Below are 16,409 nucleotides of genomic sequence, written 5' to 3' on the forward strand. Positions count from 1 at the left end.
CTTATGAATTGTGATAATGAATTGAAGTTTTTACATTAGCAAATTTGCGAAACATTTCCATCACACCACAGTATTTTTCAACCGATAGGTCTACCGCTTTCTTTATTTTGTCTTCGTTTAAATCATCTCCATAAAAATGATATTCAACTGAAACAGTATGGTAATATTTTGGGTGTTCATCGGTCAATTCTCCGTAAGTGTCAATTCTGAAATCAGAGATTTTCACTTTCATTTTATCTAAAATAGATACCACGTCTAAACCTGAACATCCTGCTAGTGACGATAACATCATTGCCTTTGGTCGCAATCCTGAATTATGTCCTCCATGTTCTTCCGAAGTATCCATAAATAGGGTTTTTCCGCTTGGGTTATCAGATTCAAACTGCGAATTTCCTTTCCAATGTGTAGAGACTTTATTTGTCATGTTTGAAGATTTTTTTGTTTATTGTAATGAATAAATTTTTAATTACTTAAGACGTAAAAGACCTCTTAAAATTTCATTAAATTACAAAAAAGAGGTGTCTTATTACTTCAAAAATACCACTAAAAAATAGATTATGCCATTAGTCACTCCGTTATCTCCAGACCACGATGCTGAAACTCAAAAACTAGCCGATTTTTACAATGAAACCTTAGGGTTTTGTCCAAATTCGGTATTAACTATGCAACGTCGTCCTGACATTTCAAAAGCATTTATCAACCTCAACAAAGCAGTTATGGCTAATGAAGGTAGAGTTACTTCGGCCTTAAAACGTATGATTGCTTGGGTGAGCAGTAACGCTACAGGTTGTCGTTATTGTCAAGCGCATGCTATAAGAGCAGCGGAACGCTATGGAGCAGAACAGGAACAACTAGATAATATTTGGGAGTATAGAACGCATCCTGCGTTTTCTGAAGCTGAACGTGCAGCTCTTGATTTTAGTTTGGCTGCTAGTCAAGTACCAAATGCTGTTGACGACTCCATAAAAACACGATTGTATGAGCATTGGAACGAAGGTGAAATTGTGGAGATGCTAGGTGTTATTTCACTTTTTGGTTATTTGAATAGATGGAATGATAGCATGGGAACAAGCATTGAAAATGGAGCTGTTGAAAGTGGAGAACAGTACTTAGGAAAACACGGTTGGAATAAAGGAAAACATATATAAAAATTGACAATGACTGATTTAAACTGCCCAAACTGCAAAGAGACTGTTTCGCAAATAGAATTTGAGTGCTCTAACTGTGGATATCCTTTATCTGGAACTGAAAAAGAAAAAGCCATCTTCATTGGAAAACAAATCACCAATAAAACGAAAATTGGAGACGCTAAAGATTCTCAAAACAGAGTTCAAAAAATACTATACATTATTGCTGCATTCCAATTTTTAAATGCGTTTTTAGTTTATAGAAAACTTTACAGTATTGAAGATGTTATTTTCTATTGTGTTTTAGGTATTATTTTGATAATCTTTGGTTATTTATGTCCTAAAAAACCCATATTGTTTATTTCACTGTCTCTTGCATTAATCTTAGGTTATTATCTCTTATTGTATCTAAACGACCCAATGTATTTGTATAGCGGAATTCTTTGGAAAATAGTCATTGTTGCCTCGTTATTATATGGTTTAGCACTCTCATTTGATGAGCAAAAGCTGAAGAAAAAGTATAATTATTTAAAAGATAAATAAGCCTCACAAAAATGAAAAAAACATTATGCCTTCTTCTTTTATCGTTAATCTTTATTGCTTGTAAAAAACAAACTGAAAAAACTGATAAGTCTTTTACTTTTATAGAGCAAGGACAGTATGTGGTCGATTCTTATAATGGTCATTCTATTTACAGAGATAAAAAGAATAAAAAAATAATGGATGGTTACTATGTTGTGGGAAACGAACTTACCAAATGGGAAGAGTTTAGTGTAAAAGAAGGCTTGCTAGATGGTGATTATTTACTTTTTCATAATAATGGTGAAATCTTCTCTCATGCCATTTATTCTAAAGGTAAAAAGCATGGAGCTGAAAAAACGTATTACCCTTCTGGGACGTTGAAAAAAACCGTTATGTATGCCAATGATGTGATAACTGGAACTGTTGAAACGTATTTTGAAAGCGGTCAAGTTGCCACTAAAGCAACTTATAAAGACGGAAAATCTGTAGAGTCTTCATCTTATGATATTTTAGGAAATATTGTATCGCAAACCTTTATAAAAGACGGTAGAACTATTACCCAAACCATAAGAAGCGGTAAAGTATATAGTGAACAGATTAACTCCAATTACGACAGCTTTGAAGCCACCAAATTTTATAATGAAGATGGAAGTCTTGCTAAGTTTTTACGATTTTTTGAAGATGGTGATACTGCTTACCTTATTGAACTTGATGAAGATGGCAACGAGATAAAACGTTTAAACGCAAAAGAAAACCCACAAGAACTATTAGAATACCAAAAGTATTTTATTGGGTTATAAAACAACTGATTCTTCACTTAATTTCTTTTTAAAATCAAATACAACTTTGTTTGCTGTTGTATTGATTTCCTAAATATATATTGCTCTTCTCGAAGCTACTTGTTGTATTAGGTATTAATGAATCTGATTTGAATTTCAAACAGAAAATATGCCTTTTCGTTATATAAATATGACAACTTAAACCTTGTCACAGTTGTATCTATCAGCTTAGTTTAATTTAGTTTAAAATTTAAAATAATGGCGTTTATTGAGCATTTATGGTTAGCAACTATAATCATTGTTATTATAAAAGAAATAGGTAAATCATATAGAATTAAACAATTTAAAAAAATTAATAATTCAAAAATTGAATCTATTGGAAATTATGAGAAGAACAGTAAATATTCGATACCTAATTGGAAGAAAAACAACAAGAAAAGTTTATAAAACTCTTATAACTCTCTCCTGCAACTCTGGCAACACCTCAACTTCAAACCAAGGGTTTTTGCTTAACCAAAATCGGTTTCTTGGGCTTGGGTGAGGTAACGGAAAATAGTATGGCAAATACGTTTTAAAGTCTTTTACTGTTTTAGTAAGTGTTTGCTTTGCCTTCTCTTTTAAATAATACTTCTGCGCATACATACCTATTAAAATCACAAGTTCTACTTTGGGCATTTGCTGTAACAACAACTCATGCCATTGTGGAGCACATTCTTGTCGTGGAGGTAAATCGCCACTCTTCCCTTTTCCTGGATAACAAAAACCCATAGGGATAATGGCAAAATGTTCAGGGTTGTAAAACTGTTGATCAGTAACATTAAGCCATGTTCTAAGTTGCTTTCCACTAGCATCATCCCAAGGAATTCCAGACGCATGTACTTTGGTTCCTGGTGCTTGACCAATAATTACAATTTTAGAGTTTTTATGTGCTGAAACCACTGGGTTTGGACCAAGTGGCAAATGGTCTTTACAGATAGTACATTGCTTTATGTTGTTTAGTAGTTCTTGCATTAATACAAAAAACCAAATAAATACAAAGGAATAATATTTAGACTCCCCACCTCCATATCATCTCTTACCACAAAACTATTTGGTGTTCCACTTATCTGTTTTGTTTTTTTGTTCTTTCCTCCTATTTCAAAAGTATAAGTTCTATCTATAATAAAATCCCCTTTTTCAGCTAAATGAATCTCGTAAAGGTGTTTCATTTGATTTACAAAAAAGGTTTCTCTCAATGTACCAATTTCTGTATTGTCCTTACCTAAAGCGTAAACCAAATTTGGATTGTTTAGGAATAACTTTTCAGGTTTAGTTAACGCTCCAACTCCTTTTGTAGGTTTGTATAATTCCATAACTAAATCTGCACGATTTAAAAGTTTAATAGCATTAATCAAGAATGCGCGTTGCACTCCTAATCTCTCACTTAATTTGGATACATTTGGAGTAAATGGTGCACTTTGAGCTATAGCAATTAATAGCTTTTTTATTTTACGACTATCCTGATAAGTTATGTTTTCAACTGCATTTAAATCTATTTCTAATATCAAACTAATTGTTTGATTTAGTTTTTGAATATAACTTTCTTTGTTTTCTAAATAATACGGATATGCACCATGCTTCAAATATTCTTTAAAATATTTTATAACATGGGCTATTTCTCCTTTTGTTTTTTTAGCTATTTCTTTATGATTAGTTAGTAATTCTTCTAGACTTATTTTTGGAATATTCCTGTTTGTTTCAAAAAACAAATACTCCCTAAATGATAATTCTTTTAAATGATAACTTACAGCCCTTCGGCTCAAATCAGATTCTCCTTTAAATATTTCTAATATCGACGATGAAGTAAACACTGTTTTTAAATTAGGAAATTGGTCATATATCAATTTTAATTCTCTAGACCAATTAGGATATTTATGAACTTCATCTAAAAATAAATGGGTTCCTCCTCGTAATACAAAATCCTGAGCTAACGAAATCAATGTGTTATCTAGGAAATATAAGTTGTCTAATGAAACATATAAAGGTTCTGTTTCTAAGCTCTTGCTTAACTTATGCTTTATTTGTTGTAGTAATAGTGTAGTTTTACCTGACCCTCTCGCTCCTTTTATACCTATTAATCGATTAGACCAATCTATCTCATCTAATAAATATCGTTGCTCTTTAGAAACATTCTCTAAAAGTTGCTCTTGAAGAATTACAAAATCTTCCATGATTGTTTATTTTGAAAACAAAAATATTAAAAATTGTTTATTTTGAAAACAAAAAACAATTAATTGTGTTTTTAAAAAAAACATTTTACTCCTTCTTCCCAGCAACCACTATTACAATTTCGCCTTTTGGTGGCTTGTTTGTGTAGTATTCTAAAACCTCTTTTGCAGTACCTCTAACCGTTTCTTCATAGAGTTTTGTTAACTCTCTAGAAACAGATATTTGGCGATCTTCACCAAAGTACTCACAAAAATTAGTAAGTGTTTTTATAAGTTTATGAGGGCTTTCATAAAAAATCATGGTTCTGGTTTCTTCTGCTAAAAAAGTCAATCGTGTTTGTCTCCCTTTTTTTACAGGCAAAAAGCCTTCAAACACAAATTTATCGTTAGGCAAACCACTATTTACTAAAGCAGGCACAAAAGCAGTTGCTCCTGGTAAACACTCTACTTCAATAGCGTTTTCAACACAAGCTCTTGTTAATAAAAATCCAGGATCTGAAATTGCTGGTGTTCCTGCATCGCTTATAAGCGCTATTGTTGTTCCGCTTTTTAGTTTATTTACTAAACTTTCAACCATTTTATGCTCATTATGCATGTGGTGCGATTGCATAGGAGTAGTGATTTCAAAATGCTTTAGTAATTTCCCTGAAGTACGTGTGTCTTCAGCTAAAATTAAATCGACTTGTTCTAATACTTCAACAGCCCTAAAAGTCATGTCTTTTAGGTTTCCTATTGGCGTGGGTACAATATAAAGTTTGCTCATAAATGCTAAGTAACAGTCAAATTTACAATCTTTTAAACTATCTTCACACAACCATTTTTATTATTTGACATCTATTTGTAAAAACCAACCTATGTACAAAAGCGTTTTAAGCCTCGTGATTTTTTGTCTCTGTTTTTTTAAATTATCTGCTCAAACTACAGATTTAGCAGTAGTTGTAGAGGCTCAAAACTTGAGTGGGACCGATGTTTCTCAGGTTCAAATCTACCAAGAATTTCAGTACATAGTTACAATTATAAATTCTGGAAATGCGGTAAGTAATGCTACTTTTTCTTTAAACCTTAATGATGACGTTGTTGTTAACTCTTATGTTTCGCAAAACAATTTAGGAGGTGCAAGTGATGCCGAAAATTTCAACCTTGAACTCAATAACGTCCTCACAGGAAGTGTTGCTAGTTTACCCAATAACTCTAGCGTTGAAATACGAATTAATGTTAATGCGCCTACAGATATTGGAGGAATTGCTTTTGATGCATTAGTCTCTCCTCCATCAGGCACTACCGACACCAATACATCAAACAACCAGTCTATAATTTCTATTGATGTTATTGATATACCTATTGATTTTTCGGTAGTATATTCTCAAATAAGTCCTGCTGAAGGAACAGGAATTAGCGCCTGGAACGATACTGTAACTTATGAATTTACAATCACCAATAATAGTAGTGTTTCTTACCCTTTATATGGAATAACTGGGTTTATGACATTGCAATCGCCTTTCGAATATGGTCAACCAGTTGTACAATTACAATCTATAGAATGTGTTGGCTCAACCAACGGAACAGAGTGTCCAGATCTCTCTACTGTAAATGGTCCATTAACTGTTGTAAATACAACGTCAGCTATTTTTAGTTATGGCACACCTCATGTGTTTACTTCAGGCGGCTCTATAACTTTTCAGGTTGTTTATCAATTTCTACAACCTAGTTGTGCTTTTGATCCACAGCAAATAATTGTAGATAGTTATATTAATATTGAGCTAAACCACGTTAATGAATCTTCGGATAGTTCTAATTTAGTTCAAACTAATTTATTGACTGCAGAATTATGTAATGTTACTGATATTTGTATTGATACTATTCAAACAAATCCTAATGTTTCGACCATTGTTGATTGGGGAGAAGAAGTCACCTTTGAAACTACAGTTTGTAATAATGGACCTCTTGACGCTCCTATTGTTTTCTTTCTACAAAACCTATCTACTACAGTAACTTGGGATATAATAAGCATAACCTGTTTAGGCACAACAGGAGATGTTACATGCGATGATTTTACTATTACTGATATGAATACGTTGTGGGCTAGTGATACGTTTACTATGCCTGTTGGAGCAACCATTACTATTGAAACAACAGTAATTTTCCTAGAACCAGAGTGCTCAACAAGTACACAAAATACACTTGCTCATGTAAGAAGCGGAACCAACATTATGCAAAGTCAGCTTTTTGATTCAAATATTGAAAATAGCGCTCAAAGTGATTTTGTTACATTACCTCCTACTGCATCTTGTCCTGCATCTGATATACAAGTTATAAAAACACAAATTGCACCAGAATTACCTGAAGGTGGAGACGTTAACAATACTACAGATTGGGGACCAATCACTTATGAAATAACCGTTACAAATGCTGGTGATGTAGACACTTTTATCGAGCTTTCAGATTATATGACTTTAGCTGGAAGCATACCTGTTTCTGCTAGTTTACTTTCTGTTGAATGTGTTTCAACAACTGGTACTGCTGAATGTTTTACTATTACAAACGCAAACATAGATGTGGTTTTTGATGGTGAACCAGAAGATGGTGAATTTGATGAATTTTGGGGAATTACCGTTGAAGACAATTGGGAATTACCTGCGCAAAGTTCAGTAACATTTCAAGCAACTGTAAATTGGCAACCTGGTTGTTCAAGCGCTGCTATTCCTGTTATAAATAATGTTACAGCAAATCATATTGGCGATGATATTATTGATGCAAGTCCTTCAAATAACAGTTCTCAAGTAACTTCATATTTAGCACCTTGTGTAGATTTAATTGTACAAACCTTTCCTGAGTTTACTCAAGTTACAGTTAACCAGCCTTTTGATTGGATAATTGACATAAGTAATAGCACAACAAGCTCTAACGCTACAAACATATTTTTTGAAGATATATTAGACGCTAACTTTACAGTTGTTGGAACTCCAACATGTAGCGTTACTGCTGGTACTGCTACTTGCATGAGTGGCTTTTCAGTAACCGGAAATACTATTTCGGGTGTAATTCCTAATATGGAATCTGGTTCAACTGTTAGAATACGAATTCCTGTTACTGCACCAAGTTTTGGTGGAGCTTTTAACAATACTGCCGAAGCAACTCCAGATATTGCTGAAAATAATGAGTTAACTCCTGAAACAAATATTTCAATAAGCAACGTTCAAGTTATTGCACCTACTTTAACTAAAGCGTTTGATCCTGATACTATTTTTGAAGGTCAAGAAAGTACTTTAACTTTTACAGTTTACAATATTGCTTCAAACCCTTCGCAAACCAACATTTCATTTACCGATAATTTACCTGCTGGTGTAGTACTTTCTGGAGAAGCCTATTGGGTTGAAGACAATGGTTGTACATCAACATTTACAGGAACAAATGGAGACACGTTTATAGGCGTAACTAACCTAACCTTTCCTGAAGGTGTTGCAAGCTGTACTTTTGCAGTTTCGGTGACATCTAGTAGCATTGGCACTCACATTAATGACAGTTCTAACTTTAGCGACCAAAACAATATTGACACTTCGCAAGCCTATGCTGAGTTAACGGTTTTACAAGACACTACTGATGTAGATATAGAAATTTTAAAATCTGTTTCGCCAGAAGAAGTTTCTATTGGTGAAGAGGTAATTTTTACAATTACCGCAAGTAACCTAGGTCAAACTACAGCTACACTTGTTGAGGTTATTGACAGCTTACCTACTGGTTATGAGTACATATCTTCAACTGTTTCTGAAGGCGTTTTTGATGCATCAAGCTTTACTTGGTCAATTGCTTCACTTACTTCAGGTCAATTAGAAACATTAACGATTACTGCTCGTGTTTTATCTTCTGAAAACCTATTAAACATTGCTTTATTGGGCACAGTAAATGAAACTGATAGGGACGACACAAACAATAGCGATAATGCCGAAGTTGCTGTAAACAATTGCTTAGAAATACCTCAAGGAATTTCTCCTAACAATGATTCTTCAAATGACTTTTTAGTAATTCCTTGTATTGAAGATTATCCAGAAAACCGAATTAAGATTTTTAATCGTTTAGGTGTTCAAATTTATCAAAGTGATAACTACAGAAATAATTGGGATGGGAAGCCTAATATGGGATTCCCAGAAACTTCTAGCTTATTACCTGTTGGTACATATTATTATATACTAGAAATACCAGAACTACAAAAACCTATTATGGGTTGGTTGTACTTAAATTATTAATCAAACTTACTTTCAATAATTTCCATGAAGCGTTCTTCGTAATCCTCTTTTCCTTCCCATTGGTTGTAATCAGGTTTTACGATATTTTGAATTAAATGACTCGCTTCTTGAAAAGAGCTTGATGTATTTATTTGAGAAAGCACTCTGTCGTAATCTTCATTTTTACCATCAAACAAATGCTTGATAAATGCAATTTTATCATTTAAACCAATAGTAATTCCTCCTCGCTTTAGCTTATCGTTAAGCGACTTCTTTATGTCTTGTTTAGCTTCGGCAACAGGTTCAAAAATTGGCATCTCTTTAAAATCAGCTGTTAACTCTTCTAAATCGTTTTTATGATAATTAGTTTTAGGAATCGCTTTTTCAAACACTTCGTCAATTTGTTGGGTTTCTTCAGGCATTTGGGCAACAATATCCTTAATCTTTTCCATTACTGGCTCCATAATGCCATCGTCTTCAACATCGTCAAGGTTTATGTAAATTTTGTCTTCAACCTCAATATTGTCACTTACTTTATTATTGAAAGCAACATCCAACATTCCAAAAAACGACGAGTCTCCACCTATAGTTGGCATATCATCTTCAAAGTTTTCTTGGGCAAACTTTAAAACGGTAAGTTTTTCATACAGAGCAGATACTTCAGAATGCATTTTATCAACATCTTCTCTTCCTTTTAGTTTAAGAATTCGATGCGCAATGCTAATTAATTCTGATTCCAATTTCTTCTTCATAACTTTTAAAATTTAATCCAAATTATACTTTTGATTTTTAATAAATTTACGCCACCTTTATGCAAACGGGAATTTTCCCTGTTTTAGTGTTAAAATTACAAAATGTTTCTCGAAAATACAGTAAATCATAAAGAACAATTTGGATGGATTGAAGTTATTTGCGGTTCAATGTTCTCGGGTAAAACCGAAGAATTGATTCGCAGATTAAAACGAGCTCAATTTGCAAGACAAAAAGTAGAAATTTTTAAACCTGCAATTGACATACGTTATGACGATGAAAAAGTTGTGTCGCACGACTCTAACGAAATTCGCTCAACTCCTGTTCCTGCTGCAGCCAATATTCCTATTTTGGCTGATGGTTGTGATGTTGTAGGTATTGATGAGGCTCAATTTTTTGATGATGAAATTGTAAGGGTTTGCAACGACTTGGCAAACAAAGGTATTCGAGTTATTGTAGCAGGTTTAGATATGGACTTTAAAGGTAATCCTTTTGGTCCAATGCCTTATTTAATGGCAACTGCAGAATATGTTACAAAAGTACACGCTATATGCACAAAAACAGGAAATCTGGCTCAGTACAGCTATAGAAAATCTAAAAATGATAATCTTGTATTATTAGGTGAAGTTGAAGAATACGAACCTTTAAGTAGAGCCGCTTTTTATAAAACCATGTTGCGTGATAAGGTAAGAAACATGAAGGTTAATGATCCTGAGGATCTTTCTAATAAACCACAAGACGACAATGCCTAAAGTTCAAGAAACTACGCTTGAGATTAACTTAAAATCTTTAGAGCACAATTATAATTACCTTACTTCCAAAACCTCAGAAAACACTAAGTTTCTTGCTGTTGTTAAGGCTTTTGGATACGGAAGTGATCCTGGTAGAATTGCATTAAAACTTCAAGATTTAAATGCTGATTATTTTGCGGTAGCTTATGTACAAGAAGGTATAACATTACGAGATGCTGGTGTCACCAAGCCTATTTTGGTGCTTCATCCTCAACCTACAAATTTTAAAACAATTATTGAACGCTGTTTAGAACCAAGTATATATAGCTTTAAAGTTTTAAAAGCATTTATTGCTGAAGCTGAAAAAGAAAAGCAGCAGCAATATCCTATTCATATTAAATTTAATACAGGTTTAAATAGATTAGGTTTTAATGAGAATGACAGCAAAGAGATTATTGACACCTTAAAAAAAACTAATGCTGTTAAAGTGAAATCTATTTTTTCGCATATGGCAGCTAGTGAAGATTTAAACGAAAAAGAATTTACGCTATCTCAAATACAAAGTTTTAAAAACATCATATCCGTTTTTGAAAACAATCTAGGTTATTCTGTTTTAAAACATATGTGCAATACTTCTGGTATTTTAAATTACCCTGAAGCACATTTTGATATGGTTAGAAGTGGTATTGGCTTGTATGGTTTTGGTAATTCAGCTGAACAAAACAAAAACTTAAAACCCATTGCAAGTTTAAAATCTGTAATCTCGCAAATTCATCATATTAATAAAGGAGAAAGCCTTGGTTACAATAGAGGTTTTGTTGCTAAAAACCCAGTTAAAACCGCAACAATACCTGTTGGGCATGCTGATGGTATTGGAAGACAATATGGTAAAGGAAAAGGGTTTGTTACCATAAACAATCAACGCGCATACATACTTGGCAATGTGTGTATGGACATGATTATGGTAGATGTTACAACTATTGACTGCGAAGAAGGAGATGAGGTTATTGTGTTTGATAATACATATACTGCTGAAGCCCTTGCTTCCTCGGCAAGTACCATTTCCTACGAAATTTTAACTGCTATATCCCAGCGCATCAAAAGAACTTTTATTGATTAACTCAATGTGTTGTAATAATTTTTTAGTTATTTTAGTAACATACTAACTATAAAACAATTTATTATGCTTAAAGAATTTAAAGAATTCGCAATGAAGGGTAACTTGGTAGATATTGCTGTTGCCTTTGTAATGGGTGCTGCTTTTAACAAAGTAGTAAGTTCGTTTACAGGCGGAATTGTTTCTCCCTTAATTGGATTAATTTTCAAATCAGACTTTAAAGACCAAAAATGGATCATTACCGAAGGCACCTTAAATGATGCTGGTGAAACCGTTGGTGAAGTTGCTGTATTATGGGGAGATTTCTTAACCAACGTTATCGACTTTGTAATTGTTGCTTTTGTAATGTTTATGGTTATAAAAGGAGTTAACAAAATGAAGAAAAAAGAAGAACCTGCTCCAGCAGCTCCTGCAGGACCATCAGATAATGAGTTATTAGCAGAAATTAGAGACTTATTAAAAAAGTAGTTTCTTGTTAATAATTTAACAATTGAAAATTTATTGTTAAAAAGCCTTTGTTGATGAAAAAACGAAGGCTTTTTTCGTTCAATACAAAGGAATTAATACTTAGCTTTGTTAACTTAATTTATAAAAGCATTAAAAAATGAAAGTAGCTGTAGTTGGTGCAACAGGTATGGTAGGAGAAGTAATGTTAAATGTTCTTAGCGAACGCAACTTCCCTTTAACCGAACTTATTCCTGTAGCTTCAGAACGATCTGTAGGAAAATCGGTTTTGTTTAATGGTAAAAACTATACTGTTGTTGGACTAAAAGATGCTGTTGCAATGCGTCCTGATATTGCTTTATTTTCTGCTGGTGGAGGAACCTCATTAGAATGGGCTCCAAAATTTGCTGAAGTAGGAACAACTGTTATTGATAATTCTTCGGCATGGAGAATGGATCTTGATAAAAAACTAGTGGTTCCTGAAATTAATGCTAACACACTTACAAAAACCGATAAGATTATAGCTAACCCTAACTGCTCTACAATTCAAATGGTTTTAGCGTTGGCTCCTCTTCATAAAAAATATAAAATAAAACGTATTGTAGTTTCTACTTACCAATCCGTTTCTGGAACAGGAGTAAAAGCTGTAAAACAACTAGAAAATGAAATGGCAGGAGTAGAAGGAGAAATGGCTTATCCATATCAAATCCACCGAAACGCCATTCCACATTGCGATGTATTTGAAGAAAACGGTTACACAAAAGAAGAGATGAAACTCGTAAGAGAAACTCAAAAAATTCTTGATGATAGAACTATTGCTGTCACTGCTACTGCTGTAAGAATACCTACATCTGGTGGTCACAGTGAAGCAGTTAATGTGGAGTTTGAAAATGATTTTGACCTAAAAGAAGTACGAAATATTTTAGAAAACACTGATGGTGTTGTGGTTCAAGATGATTTACAAAACAACTCTTACCCAATGGCAATAAATGCACACGGTAAAGACGATGTTTTTGTTGGAAGAATAAGACGAGATGGCTCACAACCCAATTCCTTAAACCTTTGGATTGTAAGCGATAACCTTCGTAAAGGAGCAGCTACAAATACAGTTCAAATTGCTGAGTACTTGATTAAAGAAAATTTAATATAAAAAATAGCATTTTAACTCAAATAAACAGTAAAAACGTGTAGTACAACTAATTAATTCTATTTGCTTTACGCGAATAGTTATCTTAGGTGTCCAAATTTTACTGTAAATGCTAAAAAATTACTTACAGCGTATCGGTCTGATTATGTTGGTTTTGGTACAGTTTTCATGTGCCAAAGACGACAATTACATTTCTTTACCTCAAGACGAAGACCCTATTGAAACGTCTCCAGTGGTTTTTGACATTGAGTCTGTTCCTTATCAAACGCTTTCTGAATATAATTTCTTTGAAGGAGACTTATCAAACCTAAACCCTGTTTATGGTGTTTTACCTTATGATTTAATTTCTCCTCTGTTTTCAGATTATGCTCACAAAAAACGATTTGTTTGGATGCCTGAAGATGTAAGTGCTAGCTATGTTAATGACCATTCTGTTCTTAACTTCCCTGTTGGAACAATTCTCATCAAAAACTTCTATTTTGATACTGTTTCTCCTGGTTCGCAAACCAAAATTCTAGAAACAAGGTTAATGATTTTAAAGGAAGAAGGTTGGGTATTTGCAAATTACAAATGGAACGAAGAACAAACTGAAGCCAATTTTGATTTAAACGGAAGTTTTGAAGCTTTCAGTTTTACTGAAAACAATATTGAAAGAAATGTAAATTATCGTATTCCTGCAGAAGCAGAATGTTTAACCTGTCATAAATCATCTAGTGACACTTCAATTCCAATAGGCCCTAAACCACAAAACTTAAACAAAAGTTTTTTATATGAAGATGGTACAAAAAACCAACTTCAAAAATGGATTGAAATGGGTTATTTAACAGGAAGTGTTCCTCAAAACATCTACTCTGTTGTTGACTGGAGTGATGAAAACGAGCCTCTAGAGCTTCGTGTTAGATCTTATCTAGACATTAATTGTGCGCATTGCCATTCAGACGATAGACACTGCGATTATAGACCTGTAAGATTTGCTTTTAATGAATCAGAAGATATTACCAACCTAGGCGTTTGTGTTGAACCTCACACAGTTATTGATCCTGCGTTAACTTATATTGTAAGCCCAGGAAACATACAACGCTCTGTAATACCAACAAGATTAAATACAACTGAGGAATCCTTGAGAATGCCTCTATTAGGAAGAACACTAATACACAAAGAAGGTGTTGACTTAATAGAAGAATGGATAAACTCGCTAAATACTATATGTGAATAATAATACTACTTATATAACTTAATTATGAAACCTATAATAATATCAATATTTGCCTTTTTTGTTACTGTTTCAGTAAACGCTCAAAGTTATAACTCATGTACTGATGCGTTTAATGCTCCAACAATTACTGCCGGAACTTACTCTGTAGGAACAATAGATGGCGATAAACCAAGTGATTTTTGTATAACAGGTAGTAGCAACACAAGTGTTACTGCTGCTGAGTGGGTTAAATATGTGCCAACTGCTGATTATTCAATTACGGTGAGTTCTGACCTTCCTGTTAATGGAAATAAAGACACTCGCTTACACATTTACACAGGAACCTGTGGAAGCTTAACTTGTGTTGGTGGTGATGATGATTCAGGTACATTTACAGGAACAAATACTGGTTCGTATTTATCTGTGTTAACAGTAGAGGTAACTGCAAATCAAACGTACTACATTGTTTGGGACAACAAGTATACAGATAGTAATGACTTTGACTTTGAATTAACCGAAAACCCTCCAACTCCTCCTGTTCCTGTTACATTTACAACTCAAGCTTCTGGAATGTCTGGTTCTTACAAAAGAGGTATGGTAGATATGAATGGCGATTTTCTAGACGATTTAGTTGCCGTTAATACCGATTCAACTTACGTTTCAGGATATGATATTGAAGGTGATCCTATTTACACAACTGTTGAAAAACCTTATATCTTTATTCGTTATCAATTAGCTGGAGGAACATTTCAAAAAACCAAAATAGTTACTTCTTATCCTGATTATAAACCGTCTTGGAGTTTAGCTGCAGGAGACTGGGACGCTAATGGGTACAATGATCTTTTATATGGAGGGAACTCTGGTGTAACATTCATGAAAGCTAACTCAACAGGAACTGCATATACCGAAATCTCTGGTCCTGAATATGTTTTTTCACAACGTTCAAACTTTGTTGATATTAATAATGATGGTCATTTAGATGCATTTGTTTGTCATGACACGGCTCCTAGTGTATCCTATATTAATGATGGTTCTAATAATCTCATCTATGAAAACACAAATGGATTAGGAGATTATGCTTCGGGTGGAAACTATGGTTCTATTTGGGTCGATTATGATAACGACAGAGATATAGATATGTTTATGGCTAAATGTGGTGGTAGTACCGAAAGAAGAACAAACCAATTATATAGAAACAATGGAAATGGAACTTACACCGAAGTAGGAACTGTAGCTGGTTTAGACGATATAATGCAAACTTGGTCTTCGGCTTGGGGTGATTTTGATAACGATGGAGATATGGATATTTACATTGGCTCAAGTACTGCAAACGACCATAAAATAATGCGCAACAATAATGATGGTACTTTTACTGATGTTACTGCAGGATCAGGTATAAGTAGCGCTAATCAAGGGATAGAGTGTGTTGCAGGTGATTTTGATAATGATGGGTATTTAGATGTGCTTTCAAATGGATCTATTTTGTTTGGTGATGGCACATTAAAATTTAATGTATATAGTGGTCCTCCTAGTGGCTCAATTGGTGATATAAACAATGATGGTTTCTTAGATGTCTTTACTAATAGTGTTTATGTAAATGATGGCAACAGTAATAACTGGATAAAAATTATTACCATTGGAGATCAAGCTGGTGGTTATAGTAATATTAATGGTATTGGAGCTAGAGTGGAAATTAATTCTGCTTTAGGAACTCAAATTAGAGATGTTCAAAGCGGAACTGGTTTTAGGTACATGAGTACATTAAATACACATTTTGGTATTGGTACAGATAGCTCTATAAACTACATAAGAATTTATTGGCCATCAGGAATTATCGATCAAGTTAACAACCCTTCAATTAACGGAAGTATTACAATTGTAGAAGGTGCTAATACATTAGGACTAGAAGATTCAATGGTTAATGATTTAATTCTTTATCCAAACCCAACTAAAGACATTTTAAACTTAGGAAGAATAGACAATTTAGCAGATGCTTTTTACACCATTTTTGATATTACTGGCAAACGTGTAGTAAATGCTAAACTTAGTCAAAACTCTATTGATGTTTCACATTTAAATTCAGGAAACTATATTTTAAGAGTAGTATATGGCGCATCAATTAAAACCCAAAAATTTATCAAATACTAAGTTATTTAACAATAAATAC

Annotated in this window: 16 protein-coding genes; 11 read left to right on the forward strand and 5 right to left on the reverse strand. The window is 33.5% G+C overall.

The annotated features are described in order from the left end of the window. Window position 1: 1 nt before the first annotated feature. Window positions 2–424: an OsmC family protein gene (locus tag ACQ0RB_RS02440; protein ID WP_430496246.1), complete on the reverse strand. Its 423-nt coding sequence runs from the start codon at window positions 422–424 to the stop codon at window positions 2–4. A 133-nt stretch (window positions 425–557) separates the two neighbouring features. Between ACQ0RB_RS02440 and ACQ0RB_RS02445 the strand changes: the two genes are divergently transcribed. The 4 genes from ACQ0RB_RS02445 (at window position 558) to ACQ0RB_RS02460 (ending at window position 2,875) form a co-directional block, all read left to right on the forward strand. Beyond that, a complete protein-coding gene (locus ACQ0RB_RS02445) occupies window positions 558–1,148 on the forward strand; it encodes a carboxymuconolactone decarboxylase family protein (RefSeq protein WP_129759856.1) in 591 nt (196 codons plus the stop codon). A gap of 9 nt (window positions 1,149–1,157) precedes the next feature. Beyond that, on the forward strand, window positions 1,158–1,670 hold the full coding sequence (locus ACQ0RB_RS02450; RefSeq protein ID WP_134198292.1) for a hypothetical protein: 513 nt from the start codon (window positions 1,158–1,160) through the stop codon (window positions 1,668–1,670). A gap of 11 nt (window positions 1,671–1,681) precedes the next feature. Then, on the forward strand, window positions 1,682–2,449 hold the full coding sequence (locus tag ACQ0RB_RS02455; protein ID WP_430496249.1) for a toxin-antitoxin system YwqK family antitoxin: 768 nt from the start codon (window positions 1,682–1,684) through the stop codon (window positions 2,447–2,449). Window positions 2,450–2,686: 237 nt separating this feature from the next. Further along, a complete protein-coding gene (locus ACQ0RB_RS02460) occupies window positions 2,687–2,875 on the forward strand; it encodes a hypothetical protein (RefSeq protein WP_238155770.1) in 189 nt (62 codons plus the stop codon). Here ACQ0RB_RS02460 and ACQ0RB_RS02465 read toward each other — a convergent pair. From ACQ0RB_RS02465 to rsmI, 3 genes are all read right to left on the reverse strand, one after another. Further along, window positions 2,870–3,439, reverse strand: a complete 570-nt coding sequence (locus ACQ0RB_RS02465) for a uracil-DNA glycosylase family protein (RefSeq protein ID WP_430496251.1) — start codon at window positions 3,437–3,439, stop codon at window positions 2,870–2,872. The genes ACQ0RB_RS02460 and ACQ0RB_RS02465 overlap by 6 nt on opposite strands. After that, the gene (locus ACQ0RB_RS02470; RefSeq protein ID WP_430496253.1) at window positions 3,439–4,638 is read right to left on the reverse strand and encodes an ATP-binding protein; all 1,200 of its coding nucleotides are present in this window, start codon (window positions 4,636–4,638) and stop codon (window positions 3,439–3,441) included. The genes ACQ0RB_RS02465 and ACQ0RB_RS02470 overlap by 1 nt, the downstream gene beginning before the upstream one ends. Before the next feature lie 85 nt (window positions 4,639–4,723). Continuing rightward, entirely contained in the window at window positions 4,724–5,398 is a 675-nt protein-coding gene (gene rsmI / locus ACQ0RB_RS02475) for a 16S rRNA (cytidine(1402)-2'-O)-methyltransferase (RefSeq protein WP_430496255.1), read from the reverse strand. A 91-nt stretch (window positions 5,399–5,489) separates the two neighbouring features. On the opposite strand from rsmI, the gene ACQ0RB_RS02480 reads away from it, so the two are divergent. Beyond that, window positions 5,490–8,879: a gliding motility-associated C-terminal domain-containing protein gene (locus tag ACQ0RB_RS02480; protein ID WP_430496256.1), complete on the forward strand. Its 3,390-nt coding sequence runs from the start codon at window positions 5,490–5,492 to the stop codon at window positions 8,877–8,879. On the opposite strand, the gene ACQ0RB_RS02485 is transcribed toward ACQ0RB_RS02480, so the two are convergent. Then, a complete protein-coding gene (locus ACQ0RB_RS02485; RefSeq protein ID WP_430496258.1) occupies window positions 8,876–9,610 on the reverse strand; it encodes a hypothetical protein in 735 nt (244 codons plus the stop codon). The genes ACQ0RB_RS02480 and ACQ0RB_RS02485 overlap by 4 nt on opposite strands. Window positions 9,611–9,712: 102 nt before the next feature. On the opposite strand from ACQ0RB_RS02485, the gene ACQ0RB_RS02490 reads away from it, so the two are divergent. The 6 genes from ACQ0RB_RS02490 (at window position 9,713) to ACQ0RB_RS02515 (ending at window position 16,390) form a co-directional block, all read left to right on the forward strand. Beyond that, complete coding sequence (locus tag ACQ0RB_RS02490) at window positions 9,713–10,360, forward strand: thymidine kinase (RefSeq protein WP_129759849.1); 648 nt, start codon at window positions 9,713–9,715, stop codon at window positions 10,358–10,360. Then, a complete protein-coding gene (alr, locus tag ACQ0RB_RS02495; protein ID WP_430496260.1) occupies window positions 10,353–11,459 on the forward strand; it encodes an alanine racemase in 1,107 nt (368 codons plus the stop codon). The genes ACQ0RB_RS02490 and alr overlap by 8 nt, the downstream gene beginning before the upstream one ends. 63 nt (window positions 11,460–11,522) lie before the next feature. Further along, window positions 11,523–11,924 (forward strand): large-conductance mechanosensitive channel protein MscL, encoded by a 402-nt coding sequence (mscL, locus tag ACQ0RB_RS02500; RefSeq protein ID WP_129759847.1) that lies wholly within the window; start codon window positions 11,523–11,525, stop codon window positions 11,922–11,924. Window positions 11,925–12,060: 136 nt separating this feature from the next. Next, window positions 12,061–13,050 carry an aspartate-semialdehyde dehydrogenase gene (locus tag ACQ0RB_RS02505; protein ID WP_430496262.1) on the forward strand — a complete coding sequence of 330 codons (990 nt, stop codon included), beginning with the start codon at window positions 12,061–12,063 and terminating at the stop codon, window positions 13,048–13,050. Window positions 13,051–13,156: 106 nt separating this feature from the next. Continuing rightward, window positions 13,157–14,263, forward strand: a complete 1,107-nt coding sequence (locus ACQ0RB_RS02510; RefSeq protein WP_430496264.1) for a hypothetical protein — start codon at window positions 13,157–13,159, stop codon at window positions 14,261–14,263. A 24-nt stretch (window positions 14,264–14,287) separates the two neighbouring features. Next, window positions 14,288–16,390 (forward strand): FG-GAP-like repeat-containing protein, encoded by a 2,103-nt coding sequence (locus ACQ0RB_RS02515; protein WP_430496266.1) that lies wholly within the window; start codon window positions 14,288–14,290, stop codon window positions 16,388–16,390. Window positions 16,391–16,409: the final 19 nt, after the last annotated feature.

Origin of the sequence: Gaetbulibacter sp. PBL-D1 (assembly GCF_050509525.1) — a bacterium.
Taxonomy (GTDB): Bacteria; Bacteroidota; Bacteroidia; order Flavobacteriales; family Flavobacteriaceae; genus Gaetbulibacter_B; species Gaetbulibacter_B jejuensis.